This window comes from Polaromonas sp. CT11-55 (assembly GCF_047303325.1).
Taxonomy (GTDB): domain Bacteria; phylum Pseudomonadota; class Gammaproteobacteria; order Burkholderiales; family Burkholderiaceae_C; genus Polaromonas.
This window is the reverse complement of the sequence record NZ_JBKBEX010000005.1, coordinates 125063-145452: the sequence shown is the minus strand read 5'-3', so window position 1 is coordinate 145452 and position 20390 is coordinate 125063. Positions and strand designations below refer to the sequence as shown.

Below are 20390 nucleotides of genomic sequence, written 5' to 3'. Positions count from 1 at the left end.
CTCAATAACGGCTCTGCGACAGTTCCGCGAACAGCTCGCTGTACAGCCGGTAGCGGTTGGCGCTGATGCTGCTGGGGTGATCGGTCGCATTGACCTCGGCGATCACGCCGCAGCCGGGTTCATGCAGATGGGTGCAGTTATAAAACTTGCAGTCCTGCGCATGGATCTTGAGGTCGGGCATGTAGCCGGCCAGGCGCATGGGCTCGATGTGGTGCAGGCCGAATTCCTGGAAACCCGGCGAGTCGATCAGCGCCGTGGCACGCGTGTTGCCGTCCCCGGTGTCCACCCAGTAAAGCGTGGTGCTGGTGGTGGTGTGCTTGCCCGAATTCAGCGCCTGCGAGATCTCCGCCGTCAGCACGCGCGCATCGGGCACCAGCAGGTTGGTCAGGCTGCTTTTTCCGGCGCCCGAGGGGCCCAGCACCAGGGTTTTTTTGCCGCGCAGCAGCTCGACCAGTTCATGCAGTTCCGCGGCCTGGGTATTCGCCGGCCTTGAGGCTTCGACCTTGGGCTTGATCGCCAGCGAGAGCATGCGGTAGCCCATGGTGCGGTAGGGCGCCAGCTTCGCCCAGGCACGCGTGAAAGGCTCGCCCAGGTCGCTTTTGTTCAGCGCGATGACGGGGGTGATGCCTTCGGCTTCGGCGGCGATCAGCGCACGGGTCAGCTGGCTTTCCGAAAATTCAGGCTCGGCGGCGATCAGAATCAGCACCTGGTCCAGGTTGGCCGCGAAGGACTTGGTGCGCATCTCGTCCTGCCGGTAAAACAGGTTGCGGCGCTCCTCGATCTTCTCGATGGTGCCCTCGTCCTCCGAAGCCAGCCAGCGGATGCGGTCGCCGACCACGGCCTGGCTTTTTTTGCCGCGCGGGTGGCAGATCAGTCGCTCGCCGGTTTCGGTTTCCACCAGCACATGGCGGCCGAAACCGGCCACCACCAGCCCCGGCTGCGTTCCCGCGATGGGGGCCGCGGCGGGGCGCCGGGGTTTGCTCAAGCGAGCAAGGCGTCTGCCTTGGACGCGCAGAAGAAGTCGCTGACGGAGATGCCGTCCACATCATGCGTGTTGAAGCGCACCGTGCATTTGCCGTAGCTCACCGCGAGGTCGGGATGATGGTCTTCGGCGTTGGCGATGAAGGCCAGCGCGTTCACGAAGGCAATGGTCTCGTAGTAATTCTTGAAGCTGTAGGTTTTTTCCAGTGAGCCGTCGATCAGGCGCCAGCCCAGCGCCTGATCGCCGTTGAGTTTGCTCAGCTGCGTGACGATTTCGGTGGCGCTCAGGGCTCGCCGGTTCTGGTGGATGGGGTTGCTCATGTCGCGGCACTTTCAAGGGAAGGGGTCATGCGGCCCAGCCGCTCGGAGGCGGGAGGGTGCGAGTAGTAGAACTTCACGAACACCGGGTCGGGTGTCAGTGTGCTGGCGTTGTCCTTGTAGAGCTTGAGCAGCGCGCTTTGCAAATCCCTGCCATCGGTCTGGGCCACGGCGTAGGCGTCGGCCTCGAATTCGTGCTTGCGCGAGAACTGGGCGAACACCGGGGAGATGAAAAAACTGAAAAGCGGCACCACCAGCAGGAACAGCAGCAGGGCCAGCGCGTCGTTGGCGCCATTCAGGTTGGGGCGTACCCCCAGGCCTGTGTAGAACCACACCTGGGACGACAGCCAGCCCAGCAGTGCGAAGCCGGCCAGGCTCATGGCGAACATCGAGACGATGCGCTTGATGATGTGCTTGTGCTTGAAATGGCCCAGCTCATGCGCGAGCACGGCGTCGACCTCACCGGGGCTCAGCTGCTTGAGCAAGGTGTCGTAAAACACCACGCGCTTGGCCGCGCCGAAACCCGTGAAGTAGGCGTTGGCATGGGCCGAGCGCTTGCTGCCGTCCATCACGAACAGGCCCTTGGCCGCGAAACCACAGCGCTGCATCAGGGCCGTGACGCGCGCCTTCAGTGCTTCGTCTTCCAGCGGCTTGAACTTGTTGAACAGCGGCGCGATCACGGTGGGGTAGAGCACCAGCACCAGCAGGTTAAAGCCCATCCAGGCGCCCCAGGCCCAGAGCCACCACAGGCGGCCCGCGCTGCCCATCAGCCACAGGATCAGCGCCACGATAGGCAGGCCTATGACCAGGCCCACCAGCGTGGATTTCACGAGGTCGGTCAGCCAGAGCTTGAAAGTCATTTTGTTGAAGCCGAAACGCTCCTCGATGCGAAAGGTGCTGTAGAGGGTAAAAGGCAGGTCCAGCAGGCCGCTGATGAGGCCGAAAGCGGCCAGCAGGGCCAGTTGCGGCGCCAGCGCGCCCCAGGCTGCCAGGCCGGAGCCGGCCAGTGCCTGGTTCAGGGTGTCGATTCCGCCCAGCAGGGTCCAGCCCAGCAGCACGGCGGAGGCGAAGGCCGTCTCCAGCAGGCCGAAGCGCGCCTTGGTGATGGTGTAGTCGGCCGCTTTCTGGTGAGCTTCGAGCGAGATGGTGCCGGCAAAGGCCGCGGGCACGGCATCGCGGTGGCGCGCCACGTGGCGGATCTGCCGCGAAGCCAGGTAAAACTTCGTGAGCAGGCCCAGTACCAGCAAAGCCGAGAATACCCCGGTGAAAACAAGCGAATAGTCGGTCATAGCGGGCAGTTTAGGCGATCAGCGAGAATCTCGGCATGCCCGAAATTGAAACCACACTCAAAAAATCAGACCAGAACCTCGTCTGGCTGGACTGCGAAATGACCGGGCTGGACCCGGAAAAAGAGCGCCTCATTGAAATCGCCGTGATCGTGACCGGCCCGCAGCTCACACCGCGCATCGAAGGCCCGGTCCTGGCGATCCACCAGAGCGACGAATTGCTGGACCAGATGGATGCCTGGAACAAGGGCACCCACGGCCGCAGCGGCCTGATCGACAAAGTCAAGGCCAGCACCGTGGATGAGGCCGACGCCGAGGCGCAGATACTGGCCTTCCTGGCCCAGTACGTGCCCAAGGGCAGTTCGCCCCTGTGCGGCAACACCATCAGCCAGGACAGGCGTTTCCTGGTGAAGTACATGCCCAAGCTGGAGGCTTTCCTGCACTACCGCAACGTCGACGTCAGCACCTTCAAGGAGCTCGCCAAGCGCTGGCGGCCCGAAGTCTACAGCGCCTTCAAAAAGCGCCAAAGCCATACGGCGCTGGCCGATGTGCATGAATCCATCGACGAACTGGAACACTACCGGGAACACTTCCTGAAGTGATTTGCGGGATTGCTGAAGCAGCACATGGATAGGCTGCTCCTGAAATGAGAGCGATTGAGAGCCTTGACGGCCGTTAATCAGCAAGTAGCTGGTAGAAACCCGTAAAGCACGCTATAATCGTGGGCTTGCGGTTGCACAGGGTGCGCTGCATTTGTACATCTACCTCACACTTTTGGACTCCAACAACGGAGTCACCGCTTCGGGCACAGCGTCAAGTTTGCCGCCCGGGCTGCATATTCGTTTGATGGTTGATGTTTTATTAACCATGAACGAAGCCTTCCGCATCGCGGGAGGTGAAGTTTCCTGTTCCCTCGCCAAAAGCGCTGCGAACAGGTGATTAGTGAGAAAACACATGACTGACTCTTTTGAGGCTCGTGGCGACTTTTTGCCTGAAGCCATTGCCAACGACAACAACGACGCCGCTTTCAACGCTGTTCCGGATTTTTCCGATGCGCCTGAGGCCTCCACTTCGCTCGATGCAGTCGTGGCCGAGCCCAACGGTTTTGTAGCGCTTGGCCTGGCCAAGGAACTGCTGCAGGCCGTCGCCGACATGGGCTTTACCAAGCCCACCGCCGTGCAGATGGCAACCATCCCCAAGGCCATGCAGGCCCTGGATGCCGATCCCAAGGCCGCCAAGTTCACCGACCTGCTGGTCTCCAGCCAGACCGGCAGCGGCAAGACCGCCGCTTTCCTGCTGCCCGTGCTGCACACCCTGCTCAAGCAGCAGGAAGAAGCCGAGCGCTTTGAGCGCGCCGAATTCGAACGCCTGAGCGCTGAAGCTGTCGCCCGCGGCGAAGCGCCGCTGAAAAAGCCCAAGCGCAAGGACCCGACCAGCCCCCGCAACTTCAAGGCCGCCACGCCCGGCGCGCTGATCCTGTGCCCCACGCGCGAGCTGGCCCAGCAGGTCTGCGCCGACGCGATCGACCTGGTGCGCCATTGCCGCGGCCTGCGCATCGCCAACGTCGTTGGCGGCATCCCTTACCAGCTGCAAATCGCCAAGCTGCAGAACGCCAACCTCGTGGTCGCCACGCCCGGCCGCCTGCTCGACCTGCAGCGCAGCATGCAGATCAAACTGGACCAGGTGCAGTTCCTCGTCGTCGACGAAGCCGACCGCATGCTGGACCTCGGTTTTGCCGACGACTTGACGGAAGTCAACCAGCTCACGATAGAACGCAAGCAGACCATGATGTTCAGCGCCACCTTCGCGCCCCGCATCATGCAGCTGGCCACCCGCGTCATGCGCACGCCGCAACGCGTCGAGATCGACTCGCCGCACGAAAAGCACACCTCCATCACGCAATCGCTGCTGTGGGCCGACAACATGACCCACAAGCGCAAGCTGCTGGACCACCTGCTGCGCGACACCACCATCAACCAGGCCATCGTGTTTGCGAGCACCCAGGTTGAGTGCGACGGCCTGGCCAACGACCTGGTCCAGGAAGGCTTCAGCGCCGTGGCGCTGCACGGCGCGCTGAGCCAGGGCCTGCGCAACCGCCGCCTGATGGCTTTCCGCGACGGCCGCGTGCAGGTACTGGTGGCGACCGACGTGGCCGCCCGCGGCCTGGACGTGCCCACCATCACTCACGTGATCAACTATGGCCTGCCCATGAAGGCCGAAGACTATGTGCACCGTATCGGCCGCACCGGTCGTGCCGGCCGCGAAGGTAAGGCCGTCACGATCGCCGAGTTCCGCGACCGCCGCAAGATCCAGGACATCGAGCACTACATGCAGCAGAACCTCAAGCCCAGCGTGATCGCCGGCCTGGAGCCGCAGCAGCGTTTCGCCCCCACCTCCGAGCGCCCGCGCGGCAACTTCGGCGGTGACCGTGGCGGCCGCGGCTTCGGGGGCGGCGGTGATCGCGGCGGCTTTGCCGGCCGCAAGCCGGCGGGTGGCTTCAGCAATGGCGGCTTTGCCGGCTTTGGCAACAATCGCCCAGAGCGCGACGACCGCGGCTCCTTCCAGGGCCGTCCTCCCGCACCGCAAGGCAACGGCTATGCCGACCGCTCCGGCTTCAACGACCGCGGCCCGCGCCGCCAGGACGACCGCGGCTTCGGCGGCGGCCACAACGCCGGCTTCGCCCAGCGCGATGACCGCAATTTCGGCGCGCGCAACGAAGGCTTCGCGCCGCGCCCCGACTTCGCCAACCGCAAGCCTGGTTTTGCCAAGCCTGCCGGCAAGGTCTTTGTGCCCCGCGATGCGGCCAAGAAGAGCGGCAAGTTCTCCAAGCCCGTGCGCGACTGATCTTTAGCGTCGTTACTACGGCAAACAAAAAAAGCCGCTGCAGGCATTGTCCGCAGCGGCTTTCTCTTTTCCGCGTCGCGTACCCGGGCCGCGCCCGGGCCGGCAAGTGCGACCGCCCAGACGCTATGATGCGATGGCGGTGCCGGCAGTCCGGTGCCCCTCCAAAAAGCATAGACATGTACGCAGCCGCCTGGCCCCCTCTTTCAAAGAACTGAAATCTTGCTTCTGCCTGCGCCCGGGCATTTGTCCTGACGTACCGCAGAAGTATTGCCCGCATCCCGCTGGATAGCTTCCCGGCCGGTGTGCTCGATCACGACCGCCCTTTCGATTGACGACGATACACGTCGTGCCCGCGGTCTTGTCCATTTCATTTCTTTGGAAACTGTCATGTCCCTGTTCAATACCTTGATGGCTTCGGCCGTTGCCCTGGCGCCGCGCGCGCTGGTTCGTAAAATCTCACGCCGTTATATCGCCGGTGACACTGTGGCTGATGCAATTGAGCGCGTTGCCGCGCTCAATGCCGCCGGCTTTGCCGCGACGGTCGACGTCCTTGGTGAAACCACCGAATCACTGCCTCAAGCCGACGCTACGACCCGTGAATACCTCAACGTGCTCGAAGCGATTGCGCGTGAGGGCTTGCGCGCCAATATCTCGGTGAAGCCCACTGCACTTGGCCTGTTGCTCGATGAAGCGCACTGCGAGCGCAAGTTCGAGTGCCTGCTTGATGCCGCCAAGGCTTATTCAATCTTTGTGCGCATGGATATGGAGGATGCGAGCTGCACGCAGCGTGAAATCGATCTGCTGCTGCGCTTGAAGAGCCGCGGATACGGCAATGCCGGACTCGTGTTGCAGGCCTACCTCAAGCGCACCGACGCGGACATCGCTTCCTTGCTCGGTGCGCATGAAAACCTGCGTATCTGCAAAGGAATTTATGTCGAGGATCGCGAACATCTTGTGAAGAATGCCTGGCGCGACCGGCGCGCGATCAATCCGCACTTTCTGCGGCATGTCGCGTCTTGCTTCGACGGTGGCACCTTTGTTGGCGTCGCGACGCATGACGAAGAACTCGTCGACGAGGTGACCGCACTGGCGCGCCACCGGCAGGTGCCCCCGACGGCGTTTGAGTTCCAGATGCTGCTGGGCGTGCACGAAAGCCTGCGTGATCGGCTGCTCAAAGAGGGATACGCCGTCCGCATTTACGTGCCCTACGGCAAGGACTGGTATGGCTACAGCATGCGGCGTATCAAGGAAAATCCCCGCATAGCTGGCTACCTGTTGCGCGCTCTGTTGACCCGCTGAGGAATTCAGCTCATGCCGTTGCGGCTGGCCAGTTCGACAAACAGCGCCGACTGGTCCAGGTCCGTCAGGCCGTTTTCCACGCCCTCGGCATAAAGCCGCTCGAACAGCGCCGTGATGGGCGCCTCAAAACCGATCTCCTGTGCGGTCGCCAACGCGTTGCGCATGTCCTTGAGCTGGATGTCCATGCGCGCGCGCGGCGCGAAGTCGCGCTCCAGCATGCGCTGGCCGTGCACTTGCAGCACGCGGCTGCCGGCAAAGCCGCCGGTGATGGCTTCCTTGACCTTGGCCATGTCGGCCCCGCCGCGCGAGGTGAACAGCAGCGCTTCGGCCACCGCGCCTATCGTGATGCCCACAATCATCTGGTTGGCCAGCTTGGTGAGCTGGCCGCTGCCGTGCGGGCCCACGTGGGTTGCGCGGCCGAAGTGACTGAGCACCGGCAAGGCCCTGGCGAAATCTTCCGCCTTGCCGCCGGCCATGATGGCCAGTGTGCCGGTTTCCGCACCGCCGGGGCCGCCCGACACGGGCGCATCGAGGTGCGAAATGCCCAGCGCGCCCAGGCGCGCCGCATGGTCGCGCGCTTCGCGCGGCTGGATGGACGCCATGTCGAGAAACAGGGCCCCCGGCTTCATCGCGGCGGCCACGCCTTGCGCGAACAACACCTCTTCGACCACCGGGCCGTTTTCGAGCATGCTGATGACGATGTCGGCGTTCGCCACCGCAGCGGCGGCGCGGGCATGGACCGACGCACCGAGCGCGGCCAGCGGCCCGGCCGTGGCCGGCGTGCGGTTCCATACCTGCGGCGCGCAGCCGGCTGCGCAAAGCCGCCCGGCCATGGGAAGCCCCATGATGCCCGTGCCCAGGAAGGCAATGCGGGGAAGGGGCGTGTCGCTGGCGGTGGTCATTCGTGTCCTCACAATGGCTTTCAGCCATCATGAGGCCGGCCGCGCGAGAAGGCTGTCAGCGAGCTTTCTAGGCAGCGTTTCCAGATGTATTTTTACGCGGCTTTTTTCAGGGCAGGCGCGAACATGGCTTCCATTTCCTGCCGCACTTTGAACGCGGGCGTGGAGGTGTCCATGGCCACATCGCCCCAGCTCAGGCTCTGGCCCTTTTTGACCGCGCGCACCATCTTGACCTGGTGCGCCAGGCCCAAGGGCAGGCCGCCCATCTTCATGGAGGTATCGGCCGGCAGCAGCTTGCCCCAGACGGTATAGCCGCCTTCGCCGTCCAGCATGTCGCCGGGCTGCAGGTCGCGCTTGGCCGTGGCCACCACATCGGCGTTCCAGCAGGTCGCCACGCCGGTCGGCTCGCCGCGCAGCGCTACGCTGGCGACCGAGACGCCGACCTCCAGGCCTATCAGGTGCCAGCGTTTGTACAGCGTGAAGTAGCGCCCGCTGGGGTCGGTGTGCGCGTTGTATTCCTCAAAGCAGTTCTTGATGTAGTCGGTCTCGGCCTCCACCGTGACCCAGACGCCCATGCGGATGTCGTAGGGAATCTTGCGGCCGTTGGCCTCCAGCGAAGAGATGACTTCCACCATGCCCTTGCGCTCCAGCACGCCGCCTTCGCTGATGGGGCGTGTCACGTAGGGAATGTCTTCCACGCTGGCCGGCGGGTAGAGCAGGCCGTTGCTGGGCACCGTGAGGCCTGTGGCATTGGCCACGGCGGTGGATTCGATGGAAGGCTTGGAGCCGTCCAGAAAGCTGTTGAACATCTTCGGGTTAAGCCCGCCGCGCGCGGCCTGCTCGGGCGTGAGGCCGTAATTGCCCCACACCGTCTCGGGCGTGGATTCGCAAAAGTGCGGCAGCCATTTGTGGCCGCGGCCTGCCGCAACCACCGGGAAGCCGCAGGTGCGCGCCCAGTCCACCAGGTCGCAAATCAATGCCGGCTGGTCGCCGAAAGCCAGCGAATACACCACACCGGCATCCGCCGCCTTGCGCGCCAGCAGCGGGCCGCAAAAAGCGTCGGCTTCCACCGTGACGTTGACCACATGCTTGCCGTGCGCGAAAGCCTGCAGGCAATGCTCCACCGCGGCAATCGGGTTGCCGGTGCATTCCACAATGATGTCGATCTGCGGATGTGTGACCACCGCCTGCCAGTCGTCGGTGATCCAGGTCGTGCCGGCCTTGATCGCCGCCTGCGCCGAGGCGGCCTGTGCCATCTCGGGTTTCCAGCCCACGCGGGCGAGGTTGGTGCGCGCCGCATCGGGCGACAGGTCGGCAATCGCCACCAGGCGCACGCCCGGCGTGCGTGGGATTTGCGCGAGGTACATGGAGCCGAACTTGCCCGCGCCTATCAGGCCTATGCGCACCGGTTTGCCGTCAGCCGCGCGTTGCTGGAGTTTGCTGTAAAGGTTCATGGCCTCATGCCGCTTTGCGTTCGGGCGCGATTTCTTCCATCGAGGTCTGCAGCGCCGAAGCCGGCACGCCGTCTTTCCACGGCAAATCCACCGGGTAGTCTTTCAGCAGGCAATCGTCGGGCAGGCAACTGATGGGTGTGAAGTCGCGGTGCGCGATGTACTCGGGGCGTTTGTAGCGGCGGATGTGGTTGCTCACCGCGCACAGGCTCAGGTAGACGCTGACCCGGTTAAAGGGCGAGAGGTTGCTGCCTGACGCATGCACCAGGCAGGAGTGGAACAAGATCATCGAGCCGGCCGGGCCCTTGGGGCTGACGATGCCGCCCTGCTTGCCACCGGCGCGCTGCACCAGCTGGCGTATCAGCTCGTTGTCCACTGTCCACAGCGGGTAGCTGGTGGTGGTCAGGTCGTGCTTCGCATCGACCACGCCTTTTTTGTGGCTGCCGGGGATGAACATCAGCGGGCCGTTGTGCTCGGTCACTTCGTCCAGGAAGATCGCCACGTTCATCGCGCGCTCGGTCGGCATCATATCGTCGTTGAGCCAGGTGCCGTAGTCCTGGTGCCACTGCCAGACGTCGCCTTCAAAAGCCATCTTGCCGTTGATCTTGAACTGGTGCATATAGAGCTGCTCGCCCAGCAGGTCTTCCACCGGCTCGATCATGCGAGGGTGCCGCGCCAGGCGCGCAAAGGGCTCGCTGTACATATGGGCCGCGAAGTTGGTGCGCACCGCGTCCTTGCCTTTTTCGCGGACGTTGTAGCCCTCGCGCCGCTCGTAAAGCTCGGGTACCGCGTCGTTGAGCACGCGGGTTTCTTCCGGCGTGAACAGGCCAGGGAAAAACAGGTAGCCCTCGCGGTCGAATTGGGCGAGTTGTTCAGGGCTCAGTCTCATCGCGTGTCTCCTTCGGTAGTTGTTCGTGCGCTTCAGGGGGCGGTGGATGCGGCCGGCTGGGCCAGGGCGCTGGACAGCAGCCTGGCCAGGTTGTGGCCGGCTTCCTCGCCGTGCTCGCGTATCAGCGTCTCGGCCTTGTTGGCGTCGCCGGCGGCGATGGCTCGGGCGATTGCTTCATGTTCGTCCCAGATCGATTCGCGCATGGTTGACAGCTGCAGCACCGCGCCCATGGCGCGGCGTATGTGGTGCCAGTGCAGTTGCGCGCTCTGGGCGATCAGCGGGTTGCCCGAGGCTTCATAAATCGCCGCATGAAAGCGCGCGTCGGCCGCCATCATGGCTTTGACGTCGCTGCCGCGCGCGGCTTCGCGGCCCTGGCTGATCAGTTGCGGGGCCAGCTGGGCATGCGCTTGCGCGGCCAGCCGGGCGGCCAGCGCATCGAGTGCGCTGCGCACCTGGTAAATCTGCACCAGCGAGGCCACGTCCAGCGGCGCGACCAGCACGCCGCGGCCGGGGGCGTCCAGCACAAAGCCGTCTTTTTTCAGCAGGCGCAAGGCCTGCAGCACCGGCTGGCGTGAAACCGCGAGCTGCGCGGCGATTTCTTCCTGCGTGATGCGCGCGCCCGGCGCCAGTGAGCCTTCGCTGATGGCGTCCAGCAGGTTGCGGTAGACCTGGTCGACCAGGTCGGGGGTGGATTCGATTTTGATCAGCTGGGATGGCATATTTGTACTCTGTATACAGAATACGCTTACGTGGAATGGCGTCATTCCGGGTTTACCCGTATTCGGTGGCCTATGGGCCCGGCTGTGCCAAGATGGCGGCCACTGGCTGCTTTGCCATTTCTCAGGAGAACAACAATGAACCCTTTCGATCCCGCCTGGCTGGACCGCATGTACAACAACCGCGCGCTGGTGCCCGAGCATCCGGCCTACTTCGCGCGCTGGGCCGCCGACTCGCAGGCCGTGCGCAAGCGCCTGCCCTGCCAGGTCGATGTGCCCTACAGCAACCATGCGGGTGAAATGCTGGACGTGTTTCCGGCCGGCGGCTTTGGCATCCACGGCGCCAAGCCGGGCAAGGGTGCGCCGGTGCTGGTGTTCATCCACGGCGGCTACTGGCGGGCCCTGGACAAGTCCGACCACTCCTTCATCGTGCCGCCCTTCACCGAGGCCGGCGCCTGTGTGGTGGTGCCCAACTACGCCCTGTGCCCCGCGGTGACGATTCCCGAGATCACGATGCAGATGGTCAAGGCCCTGGCCTGGACCTGGCGCCATATCGCCCGCTACGGCGGCGACCCCAGCCGCATCACGGTGGCCGGGCACTCGGCCGGCGGACACCTGGCGGCCATGCTGCTGCTGTGCGACTGGAAGGCCTATGCCGGCGACCTGCCGGCGGACCTGGTGAAGAATGCGCTGTCGATTTCAGGCCTTTACGACCTGGAGCCCATGCGCCACGCGCCCTTCGTGAAAGACTCGCTCAAGCTCACGCCCGAGCAGGTCGCCAAGGCCAGCCCGGCGCTGCTGCCGGCACCACGCCGCGGCACGCTCTACAGCGTGGCGGGGGCTGACGAAAGCGCCGAGTTCCTGCGCCAGAACCTGCTGATCCAGCAGGCCTGGGGCGAACGCATCGTGCCGGTGTGCGAATCGCATCTGCGCCGCAATCACTTCAGCGCGCTGGATGCATTGGCTGAAACGGACCACCGCCTGCACGGCCTGGCGCTGGACTTGCTGGGGCTTTCCGCCAAGCCTGCGTAGGCAGGCCCTTACATCAGCAAGTGCTCACCCGCGTTGTCGCCGCCCAGCGTGACGTAGTTGACCTTGCGGATGTCCAGCAGCCTGGTGCCGCCGGCATAGCTGATGGAGCTCTGGATGTCTTCCTCCATCTCGCGCAGCGTGTCGGCCAGCGTGCCCTTGACCGGCTCCAGGATGCGCTTGCCCTCGACGTGCTTGTACTCGCCCTTGTTGAAGTCCGAGGCGCTGCCGTAGTACTCCTTGAATAGCTTGCCGTCGACCTCGACGGTCTTGCCCGGGCTTTCTTCCAGGCCCGCGAGCATGGAGCCGATCATCACCATGGTCGCGCCAAAGCGCACCGACTTGGCGATGTCGCCGTGCTCGCGTATGCCGCCGTCGGCAATGATGGGCTTGGTCGCCACGCGGGCGCACCACTTGAGCGCCGACAGCTGCCAGCCGCCGGTGCCGAAGCCGGTTTTCATCTTGGTGATGCAGACCTTGCCCGGTCCTATGCCGACCTTGGTCGCGTCGGCGCCCCAGTTTTCGAGGTCTATCACGGCTTCGGGCGTGCCGACGTTGCCGGCGATCACAAAGGAGGCCGGCAGCTTCTGCTTGAGGTAGGCGATCATCTTCTGCACCGTGTCGGCATGGCCGTGCGCGATGTCTATGGTGATGTATTCGGGTACCAGGCCCTCGGCGGCCAGGCGGTCCACCGTGTCGTAGTCGGGTTTTTTCACGCCCAGCGAGATGGACGCATAGGCGCCGCGCGCCTTCATGTCTTTCACGAACTGGACGTTGTCCAGGTCGAAGCGGTGCATCACGTAGAAGTAGCCGTTCTTCGCCATCCAGGCGCAGATCTCCTCGTTGACCACCGTTTTCATATTGGCCGGCACCACCGGGATGCGGAAGCTGCGCCCGCCCAGGGTCGTGCTGGCGTCGCATTCGGAACGGCTTTCCACGCGGCATTTGCGCGGCAGCAGCAGGATGTTGTCGTAGTCGAAGATTTCCATGATTCCCAAGCTCCTTGAAAACTGTTGAAGAACAGAAGGCACTTGGACTGGACCGGCTTTTGCTGCCTGGGCGGCAACAAAAAACTCTCGCAAGAGAGTTTCAGCGGAAGCTGACAATTGCCCGCAGGGCTTGTCATGCTGAAGCTAAAACCGGGCGCAATTGCTTGGGCCCGGTGATTGATTCTATGCGCCTCTCATGCAGGGAGCACCCCGCATAGCGTTATAGCCTTTATATGCACAGTGGCATCTTGCTTTTTGGGAGGACTCAGCGCAGTTCGATCTCGGCCACACGCACCGTTTCCTGGCCGCGCGTGAGCCGCAAGGTGGTCCATTCGTCGTGCGCCTGCGGCGTGCCGAAGCCGGTGGTCACGCGCACCATCACCGTGGTGCCCGCCGACAGCACCTGCTGGCGATGGCCGAAAAACTGGGCTTCCACGCCGTACTTGCCGGCTTTGGCCGTCTTGAGCGAGAACTCCTCGGGGCCGTAGCCGCCGGTGGCATCAGGGCTCATGGCGCCGCCCTGGTAGCTCAGGCGGTTGGCGTAGCTGGCTCTCTCGCCGTTGGGGTCGCTCACCCACATGTCGATGTCGGTGTCGTCGGTATCCCAGGCCATGACCACACGCAGGGCCAGCGGCAGGTTGCGACGCAGGCGGGTGTCCACCCGGCCCAGGTCCAGCGCGGGCTGGCCGCTGGTGGTGCCCGTAGAGGCCTGCGCGGCAATCGCATTGAGTTCGGCCAGCGCGATCATGTTGATGCCGGCGAAGCGGCCGTTCCAGGGCTGCGACACCACCTCCCACAAGGCATTGACGGCGCGTTGCGGCTGGCCGTTCTCGGCGAGCGCCAGGCCCAGGTCGCGCCAGGACTGCGGCTCGTTGGGCGCCAGCTCGCTGATGCGCTCGAACACCGGCACGGCCAGGTCGTTGCGGCGTGCCTGCACCAGGCGGTAGGCGTAAAGGCGCAGCAGCTGGCGGTTTTCCAGGTTCATCTCCGCGAGGTTGGAGAGCACGCGCAGGCCCAGATCGGGCAGGCCGCGCTCAAAAAACACGCCGGCCGCATCCATGTAGAAGGAACTGCTGCTGAGGTAGGCGGCGCGCTCGTCGAGGTAGACGCGGTAGAGATCGTCCTTGCCGGCGTTCTGCAAACGCTTCATGTAGGGTGCATCAGGCGTCCAGGCCTGCAGCGCGATGGTGGCGGCTGGCACGGTTGCAGCCTGTTTGGCGCGGCGCAGATCAGCGGTGTCGGCGCGCGCTTCGGCGGCCATGGCGGGCGCGGCCGACGGGGCTGGTGCAGCGGGTGCCGCCGCAGCGGGCGCTGCGGGCGCCGGCATCGGCGCGGCCTTGGCCTGTTCGCGTTGACGCGCCGTGCCGGCCAGGCTGCCCAAGGCGCCCTGGCTGATCTGCACTTCGGCTTTGGGCTCGGCACGCTTGGGCGTGTCCTTGGGGAAGTCCCTGTCCCACCAGCGCTGCTTCTCGTCAAACTGCCGCACCATGGTTTCGATGTGCGCCTGCCGTGTCTGCGCCGCCTGCGCGAGTTGCTGCTGACCTAGCCGCGCCACTTCGTCGGCGAGTTCGGGCGGGGCGGGCAGGCTGTAGCGCGCATAGTCTGAAGCCAGCTCCAGCACGATCAGCGAGCTGTTGGGCCCGGCGATGCCGTGCGCCGCCGCGATGCGCTGGAGTTCGCTGCTGTGAAGGCCTGGGTTTTCGGCCAGCTCGGCGCTGCGCCACTGGGCCCATTGCTGGCCGGGCCAGTGGCCGCTGACCGGCTTGACATTGACCTGCAGTGCCAGCGTGCGTTTTCGGCCGTCAGGGTGCGCCAGCGTGATGTCGATGCGGGCCTGGCTGTCCAGTAGCTCGCCGGCCACCGAAATGCGGCCTTGACTCACGCGTGTTGTTGGTGCCACGAGCTGCCGTGCGGACAGGCTGGACAGCTTCGCGATACGCCAGCCGTGCATCAGCATGGCCTGCGCACCTTCTTCTGGCGATTGCAGGGCGGCATCCACCAGCGCGCCGCCGGTGCGGTCGGCCAGCCGGGCCAGCCGCGCCATGTCGGCGGAAGCCGCGCCGTTGATCACCATGACCGGTGCCGTGGGGGTGTAGTGAATGGTTTTTTTGCCGTCCGTCATCAGGCCGTCGGTCACCATCAGGGTGGTGTCCACGTCGGCGGGAATCGGCAGGTCATCGAAGTTGCTGGAGCCATCGAAAGGCTCCGCGCGCAGCACGTCGGCCAGCTCCTCAAAGCGGCCCGGCGCCACGGTGAAGCTGCGCACGGCTTCGGCCTTGTTGCGCACCACCAGCAGGCTGAGCCTCACGGGTTGCCCGAGCTTGCGGAAATAAGCTTCCAGCACCGGCAGCACCCGGGCCTGCGCGGCAGCGGAAGCCGACGCATCCCACACCAGCGCGATGTGCGAAGGCACGGGCCGTCTCACCGGTTCGTCGCGCACATCGATCTGTCCGGCAAAAAAAGTCTTGCCGCCGGTCTCGCCCACCATGATTTGCGGCTTGCCGGTGCGGCGCAGCGCGAGCTGCAGCCAGCCGGCGGGGCCCTGCGGCGCTTGCCACTGGCTTTTCTGCAGGGCCAACTCCATGCCGGTGGCGCCGGCGTTCAGCTCGGTGCCAGCGGGCGCCTGCACCAACTGCACATCCTGGCGGGAGGCGCCGTGGGCGCGAACACTGACTTGCAACTGCCCGACGGTGGAGGCGAAGGCCAGCGGCACCCTGAGCACGCCGGCATCGTGCTGGCGCGCAAGGGTTTCAGTGATGCTGAGCACCACGCGCCGCTCTCCCATGGCCGGGATGGGGTAGACGCGCAGCTTGTACTGGTTGCCGGCCGCGGCTTCCAGCAGCCCCGGGTCCACGCGCCGGCGGCGTATGTCTTCAAAAATTTCCTGGCCCTTGGCTTTGGGCACGGGCACCGCGTCGCGCAGCCGGCCGTTGACGTCCAGCGCGAAGCCGGTCACCACCTGGCCCTCCTGCAGCGGGAATTGCAGCTCGCCTTCGAGCACGCGGGGGTTGGGGTTGAAGAGGCGCAACTCGACACGGGTGCGGGCCTGGTCGCCGAAGACGTCGACTTCCACCGAAGCCGCGCGCAGCTGTATGGGCTGGCCCGCGTTGTGGCTGACGGCGATGGCCGGTGGCCGCCAGTCGGGCGGCGGCATGAATTTGATGCTGGGAGGCGGTGGTGGCGTCGGGCTTGAGGCCAGCGCCTGGAGGCTGAGACAGGCCGCAACCAAAACCTGAAGGACACGTATGGCGCTGCGCCCGGTGTGGCCGAGTGGCATTGAAATCCCCTTTTTGTTGGCGATGTACCCTGAAACGGGGCTCGCAGCAGAAAGGGGTTAAGCGGCGCGAATTATTTTCAAGATGCGCAACGGGACTGCGCCGCAGCCAGTACCCGGCCCTTGCCGTCCTCCACCCAGCCCAGCACCCGCATGCGTTCGGGGTTCGCGCCTTGCGCGATGCTCATGGAGCGCGCGTCGAAGAAGCGATTGGGTGCGCCCCTGGCGGGCGGCTTGCGGCCGTCCCAGGGGACCTGGATCACATTCCTGACCAGGTTGCGCTCCACCGCCGAGCCTTCGGTACCCGCAGGCAGGGTTTCGACCAGGGCCAGCCAGGCCGTCCACTGCCGGCCTTTGGCGGCGGCCGGAATGGGTTTGAGCTCAATCGATGTGCCCAGGTAGCCGCTGAGCGGCAGGCCGTGGGCCACGCGCAGGGTGGCGCCCTGCAGCCCGCGCACCGGCAGGGTGCTGGCCAGGGTTTGCGCAGGCGGGTTCTGGCGCAGCGCCGCCAGGCGGTCCAGCGCCTCGCGGGCGGCCACGGCCGACAGCGGTGCGTCGTCGCCCTTGTCGCCGGGCAGCACCCAGTCCAGTGCGAACTGGCCGGCGGCGGCCTTGGGCGCGGCCGGGTCGGCCCAGCAGCTTTCGCAATTGGCGTTGATGAAACGTTCCAGGAGCTGCGTGGGCCGGGGCTGGCCGTCGCTGGCGCAAAAGGACTGGGCCCTGGCCTGGCCGGCCGCCAGTGCCATCAGGATGGCGATTAACGCTGTGAAGGGCAGGGCCGAAAGGCGGGGAACAAATGGTTTCATCGGGGCTTTCTACAATGAGGGATGTTCTCAGAAGTCGCGCCAACCTCCCCACTCTTACAAAATCTTAACCCGGAGCAACTGGCCGCAGTCACCTTGCCCCCCACGCATGCCCTGATTCTCGCGGGGGCGGGCTCCGGCAAGACCCGGGTTTTGACGACGCGCATCGCCTGGCTGCTGCAGACCGGCCAGGTCTCGCCGGGCGGCATCCTGGCCGTGACCTTCACCAACAAGGCCGCCAAGGAAATGCTGGCGCGCCTGTCGGCCATGCTGCCGGTCAATGTGCGCGGCATGTGGATAGGCACCTTCCACGGCCTGTGCAACCGCTTTTTGCGCGCTCACTACAAGCTGGCCAACCTGCCGCAGAGCTTTCAGATCCTGGATACGCAGGACCAGCTCTCGGCCATCAAGCGCCTGTGCAAGCAGTTCAACATCGACGACGAGCGTTTTCCGCCCAAGGAGCTGATGTGGTTCATCGCCGGCAACAAGGAAGACGGCCTGCGCGCCAAGGACGTGCAGGTGCGCGACGAAGAGGGCCGCAGGAAGGTCGAGATTTACGCACTCTATGAAGAGCAGTGCCAGCGCGAAGGCGTGGTCGATTTCGGCGAACTCATGCTGCGCAGCTACGAACTGCTGCGTGACAACGCGGCGGTACGCGAGCACTACCAGCGTCGCTTTCGCCACATCCTGATCGACGAGTTCCAGGACACCAACAAGCTGCAGTACGCCTGGATCAAGATGCTGGCAGGGCAGGGAGATGCCGCCCAGGGCGGCCAGGCCATGCCCGGCGGCTCGGTGATCGCGGTCGGCGATGACGACCAGAGCATTTACGCCTTTCGCGGCGCGCGTGTGGGCAATATGGCCGACTTCGTGCGCGAGTTCGAGGTGCAGCACCAGATCAAGCTGGAGCGCAACTACCGCAGCTTCGGCAACATCCTCGACTCGGCCAACGAATTGATCAGCCACAACAGCAAGCGCCTGGGCAAAAATCTGCGCACCGAGGCCGGCCCCGGCGAGCCGGTGCGCGTCTATGAATCGACCAGCGATTTCGCCGAGGCACAGTGGTTCGTCGACGAGGTCAAGCAGCTGGTGCAGGGCGGCGTGGAGCGCAAGGAGATCGCGCTGCTTTACCGCAGCAACGCGCAGAGCCGGGTGATGGAAACCGCGCTTTTTAATGCCGGCGTGCCCTACCGCGTCTATGGCGGCCTGCGCTTTTTCGAGCGCGCCGAAATCAAGCACGCGCTCGCCTACCTGCGCCTGCTGGAGAACCCGCGCGACGACACCAGCTTTATGCGCGTCGTCAACTTCCCGCCGCGCGGCATAGGCGCGCGCAGCATAGAGCAGCTGCAGGACACCGCGCGCGCCGCGGGCTGCTCGCTCTACGACGGCGTGAGCGCCGTGGCCGGCAAGGCCGGCGCCAATCTGGGCGCCTTTGTGGCCAAGATCGACGTGATGCGCGAGCAGACCAGCGGCCTGAGCCTGCGCGAGATCATCGAACTCGTGCTGCAGCACAGCGGGCTTGAGGAACACTACAAAACCGAAAAAGAAGGCCAGGACCGGCTGGAGAATCTGGCCGAACTGGTCAACGCTGCCGAGTCCTTCGTGAGTCAGGAAGGCTTCGGCCGCGATGCGGTGGCGCTGCCGGTCGACGAGCTGGGCGCGCGGCTCACGCAATCGCCGGCCAGCCAGGGGCTGGATGCGTCCGCGCCGCAGCTCGACGAACCCCTGCCCGAGGCCCTGGCGCCCGACACCGAAACCGGCGAAACGCTGTCGCCACTGGCGGCCTTTTTGACGCATGCGGCGCTGGAGTCCGGCGACAACCAGGCGCAGGCCGGCCAGGACGCGGTGCAGCTCATGACGGTGCATTCCTCCAAGGGACTGGAGTTCGACTGCGTCTTTATCACCGGCCTGGAAGACGGCATCTTCCCGCACGAAAATTCCATGAGCGACCGCGACGGGCTGGAGGAAGAGCGCCGCTTGATGTACGTTGCGATCACGCGCGCGCGCAAGCGGCTGTACCTGAGCCATTCGCAGACCCGCATGCTGCACGGCCAGACGCGCTACAACCTCAAGAGCCGCTTTTTTGACGAGCTGCCAGAAGCCGCGCTCAAATGGATCACGCCCAAAAACCAGGGTTTTGCCTCGGGCATGGGCGGCTCGGGCGCCTGGGGCGGCAGCGGCCAGGCGGGCGGCGGGCGCAAGGACTGGGCCAGCAATGTGTTTTCGTCCAAGGCCGGCAGTTCCGAGCGCTTTGCCAATCCGCCGGTGCCGCCGCAGAAGGCCGCGCCCTCGCACGGGCTTAAGGCCGGCATGGAAGTGTTCCACGCCAAGTTCGGCGAAGGCAAGGTGATGATGCTCGAAGGCAGCGGCGACGATGCGCGCGCGCAAATCAACTTCACGCGTCACGGCGTGAAGTGGCTGGCCTTGAGTGTGGCCAAGCTGACCGTCGTCTAGAGCCACTCACAAAACCCTCCTGGCGTTGTTGCGCCGCCTTGCCGTGCCAGGGCCTGTGAGCCCTGTGTTTGCAAATGCGAATGGGGTGAAAACGGCGCCAATCAAGGCGCGCGACGACGCCCAGACCGGGCGTCTGGGCTAGGAGCGCAACGCCGAGTGGCGCCGTTTTCACCCCATTCCCTCCGGGTTGCGACCAAAAAGGCCTTGCGCGGCGTTGCAAAGCCTCGACGGGGCTCGCCCCGTCTGCGTTTTGCGCCTTGCTCAAGGCCTTTTTGACTCGCAACGCATCTTGCAAACACAGGGCTCACAGGCCCTAAGCACTGTCTGCGGCGGCGCGCCTAGCCAGGACCGCTTCGCTGGGTTTTGTGAGCGGCTCTTGGCCTGCAGGCTAGCGGACCGCCGGCATTTGTGCCGGGTGCATCTGACCCGGCTGCGGGTCCATGTAGCCCCGGCCGTCCTTCACGCCCCTTTTGCCGGCGATCTGCCAGGCGGTCCGCTGGTCGACCAGGCCGGCCAGGAATTCCAGTTCCTCGTCGCTGTGGTTGATGGCATTGGCGGGCGTCAGCCGGCGGCCGTCCCTGGGCGCTACCTCTCCCCAGAAGGACTGGTGGTAGTTGGACTGCGAGAGCACTTTTTCACCGTTCGACTCCATGTCGACCGTGCCGTAGCAGTTGCAGAAATAGCTGCGATTGTCCTGGTCGGCGAACACCTCGGCATACACGCCGGTACCGCGTATGCCGGCCGTCAGGGTGGGCATGACGATGGAGCGGCTGCTGCCCTTGCCCCAGACACTGACCACCGCGCCGGTGATCATGCGCAGCAGGCTCACGGTGTTGAGCGAGCTGCCGCGCTCCACCGTCATCATCGAGTTCTCGCGCACCTGGAACGCCGAGTTGCCGATGACAAACATCAGGTTGGAGCCCGGCCCGGTCTGTATCTGGTCGCCGGTCATGATGGTCTGGCCGTTCTGCAGCCGGCTGCCGTTGAGCAGGGCGTCGCCCCGGAGTTCGACGATATTGCTGCGCTGCTGGGCCATGGCGGCGGGCAAGCCGCCCATGGCGACCCAGGCCGCGGCGGCCTTGAGCGTGTCACGTCTTTGAAACCACAAAATCTCTTTTTCGCTACGGCCTTGCAACTGGTGCTGGGTCATGAAAAATC

General features: G+C 64.9%; 16 protein-coding genes. 5 read left to right on the top strand and 11 right to left on the bottom strand.

Features of this window, described 5'->3' with window-relative positions:
• Position 1: 1 nt before the first annotated feature.
• The 3 genes from rsgA to ACEN8I_RS07640 are packed head-to-tail and all read right to left on the bottom strand — an operon-like array spanning position 2 to position 2588.
• A complete protein-coding gene (gene rsgA, locus ACEN8I_RS07650; protein WP_413327716.1) occupies positions 2-985 on the bottom strand; it encodes a ribosome small subunit-dependent GTPase A in 984 nt (327 codons plus the stop codon).
• Positions 982-1302 carry a 4a-hydroxytetrahydrobiopterin dehydratase gene (locus tag ACEN8I_RS07645; RefSeq protein WP_413327715.1) on the bottom strand — a complete coding sequence of 107 codons (321 nt, stop codon included), beginning with the start codon at positions 1300-1302 and terminating at the stop codon, positions 982-984. The genes rsgA and ACEN8I_RS07645 overlap by 4 nt, the downstream gene beginning before the upstream one ends.
• Positions 1299-2588, bottom strand: a complete 1290-nt coding sequence (locus ACEN8I_RS07640; protein WP_413327713.1) for a M48 family metallopeptidase — start codon at positions 2586-2588, stop codon at positions 1299-1301. The genes ACEN8I_RS07645 and ACEN8I_RS07640 overlap by 4 nt, the downstream gene beginning before the upstream one ends.
• Positions 2589-2623: 35 nt before the next feature.
• Between ACEN8I_RS07640 and orn the strand changes: the two genes are divergently transcribed.
• The 3 genes from orn (at position 2624) to ACEN8I_RS07625 (ending at position 6728) form a co-directional block, all read left to right on the top strand.
• Positions 2624-3187, top strand: a complete 564-nt coding sequence (gene orn, locus ACEN8I_RS07635) for an oligoribonuclease (RefSeq protein WP_074575632.1) — start codon at positions 2624-2626, stop codon at positions 3185-3187.
• Between the two features lie 352 nt (positions 3188-3539).
• Positions 3540-5429, top strand: a complete 1890-nt coding sequence (locus tag ACEN8I_RS07630; RefSeq protein ID WP_413327712.1) for a DEAD/DEAH box helicase — start codon at positions 3540-3542, stop codon at positions 5427-5429.
• 387 nt (positions 5430-5816) lie between these two features.
• Positions 5817-6728 (top strand): proline dehydrogenase family protein, encoded by a 912-nt coding sequence (locus ACEN8I_RS07625; RefSeq protein ID WP_413327711.1) that lies wholly within the window; start codon positions 5817-5819, stop codon positions 6726-6728.
• 5 nt (positions 6729-6733) lie between these two features.
• On the opposite strand, the gene ACEN8I_RS07620 is transcribed toward ACEN8I_RS07625, so the two are convergent.
• The 4 genes from ACEN8I_RS07620 to ACEN8I_RS07605 all read right to left on the bottom strand — a co-directional run bounded on the left by ACEN8I_RS07620 (position 6734) and on the right by ACEN8I_RS07605 (position 10686).
• On the bottom strand, positions 6734-7630 hold the full coding sequence (locus ACEN8I_RS07620; protein WP_413327710.1) for an NAD(P)-dependent oxidoreductase: 897 nt from the start codon (positions 7628-7630) through the stop codon (positions 6734-6736).
• 92 nt (positions 7631-7722) lie between these two features.
• Positions 7723-9081 (bottom strand): NAD(P)H-dependent oxidoreductase, encoded by a 1359-nt coding sequence (locus ACEN8I_RS07615; protein ID WP_413327709.1) that lies wholly within the window; start codon positions 9079-9081, stop codon positions 7723-7725.
• A 4-nt stretch (positions 9082-9085) separates the two neighbouring features.
• Positions 9086-9967: a phytanoyl-CoA dioxygenase family protein gene (locus tag ACEN8I_RS07610; protein ID WP_413327708.1), complete on the bottom strand. Its 882-nt coding sequence runs from the start codon at positions 9965-9967 to the stop codon at positions 9086-9088.
• A 32-nt stretch (positions 9968-9999) separates the two neighbouring features.
• Positions 10000-10686, bottom strand: coding sequence for a GntR family transcriptional regulator (locus ACEN8I_RS07605; RefSeq protein ID WP_413327707.1), 687 nt, complete (start codon positions 10684-10686; stop codon positions 10000-10002).
• A 135-nt stretch (positions 10687-10821) separates the two neighbouring features.
• On the opposite strand from ACEN8I_RS07605, the gene ACEN8I_RS07600 reads away from it, so the two are divergent.
• Positions 10822-11715, top strand: coding sequence for an alpha/beta hydrolase (locus tag ACEN8I_RS07600; RefSeq protein WP_413327706.1), 894 nt, complete (start codon positions 10822-10824; stop codon positions 11713-11715).
• Between the two features lie 8 nt (positions 11716-11723).
• Here the strand turns inward: ACEN8I_RS07600 and ACEN8I_RS07595 are convergent, their stop codons facing one another.
• The 3 genes from ACEN8I_RS07595 to ACEN8I_RS07585 form a co-directional block, all read right to left on the bottom strand.
• Positions 11724-12701, bottom strand: coding sequence for a GMP reductase (locus ACEN8I_RS07595; protein ID WP_413327705.1), 978 nt, complete (start codon positions 12699-12701; stop codon positions 11724-11726).
• 265 nt (positions 12702-12966) lie between these two features.
• The gene (locus tag ACEN8I_RS07590) at positions 12967-15855 is read right to left on the bottom strand and encodes a VIT domain-containing protein (RefSeq protein WP_413327704.1); all 2889 of its coding nucleotides are present in this window, start codon (positions 15853-15855) and stop codon (positions 12967-12969) included.
• A 200-nt stretch (positions 15856-16055) separates the two neighbouring features.
• Positions 16056-16781, bottom strand: coding sequence for a hypothetical protein (locus ACEN8I_RS07585; RefSeq protein ID WP_413327703.1), 726 nt, complete (start codon positions 16779-16781; stop codon positions 16056-16058).
• 21 nt (positions 16782-16802) lie between these two features.
• Between ACEN8I_RS07585 and ACEN8I_RS07580 the strand changes: the two genes are divergently transcribed.
• Complete coding sequence (locus ACEN8I_RS07580) at positions 16803-19232, top strand: UvrD-helicase domain-containing protein (RefSeq protein WP_413327702.1); 2430 nt, start codon at positions 16803-16805, stop codon at positions 19230-19232.
• 388 nt (positions 19233-19620) lie between these two features.
• On the opposite strand, the gene ACEN8I_RS07575 is transcribed toward ACEN8I_RS07580, so the two are convergent.
• A complete protein-coding gene (locus ACEN8I_RS07575; protein ID WP_413327701.1) occupies positions 19621-20382 on the bottom strand; it encodes an iron dicitrate transport regulator FecR in 762 nt (253 codons plus the stop codon).
• Between the last annotated feature and the right edge of the window lie 8 nt (positions 20383-20390).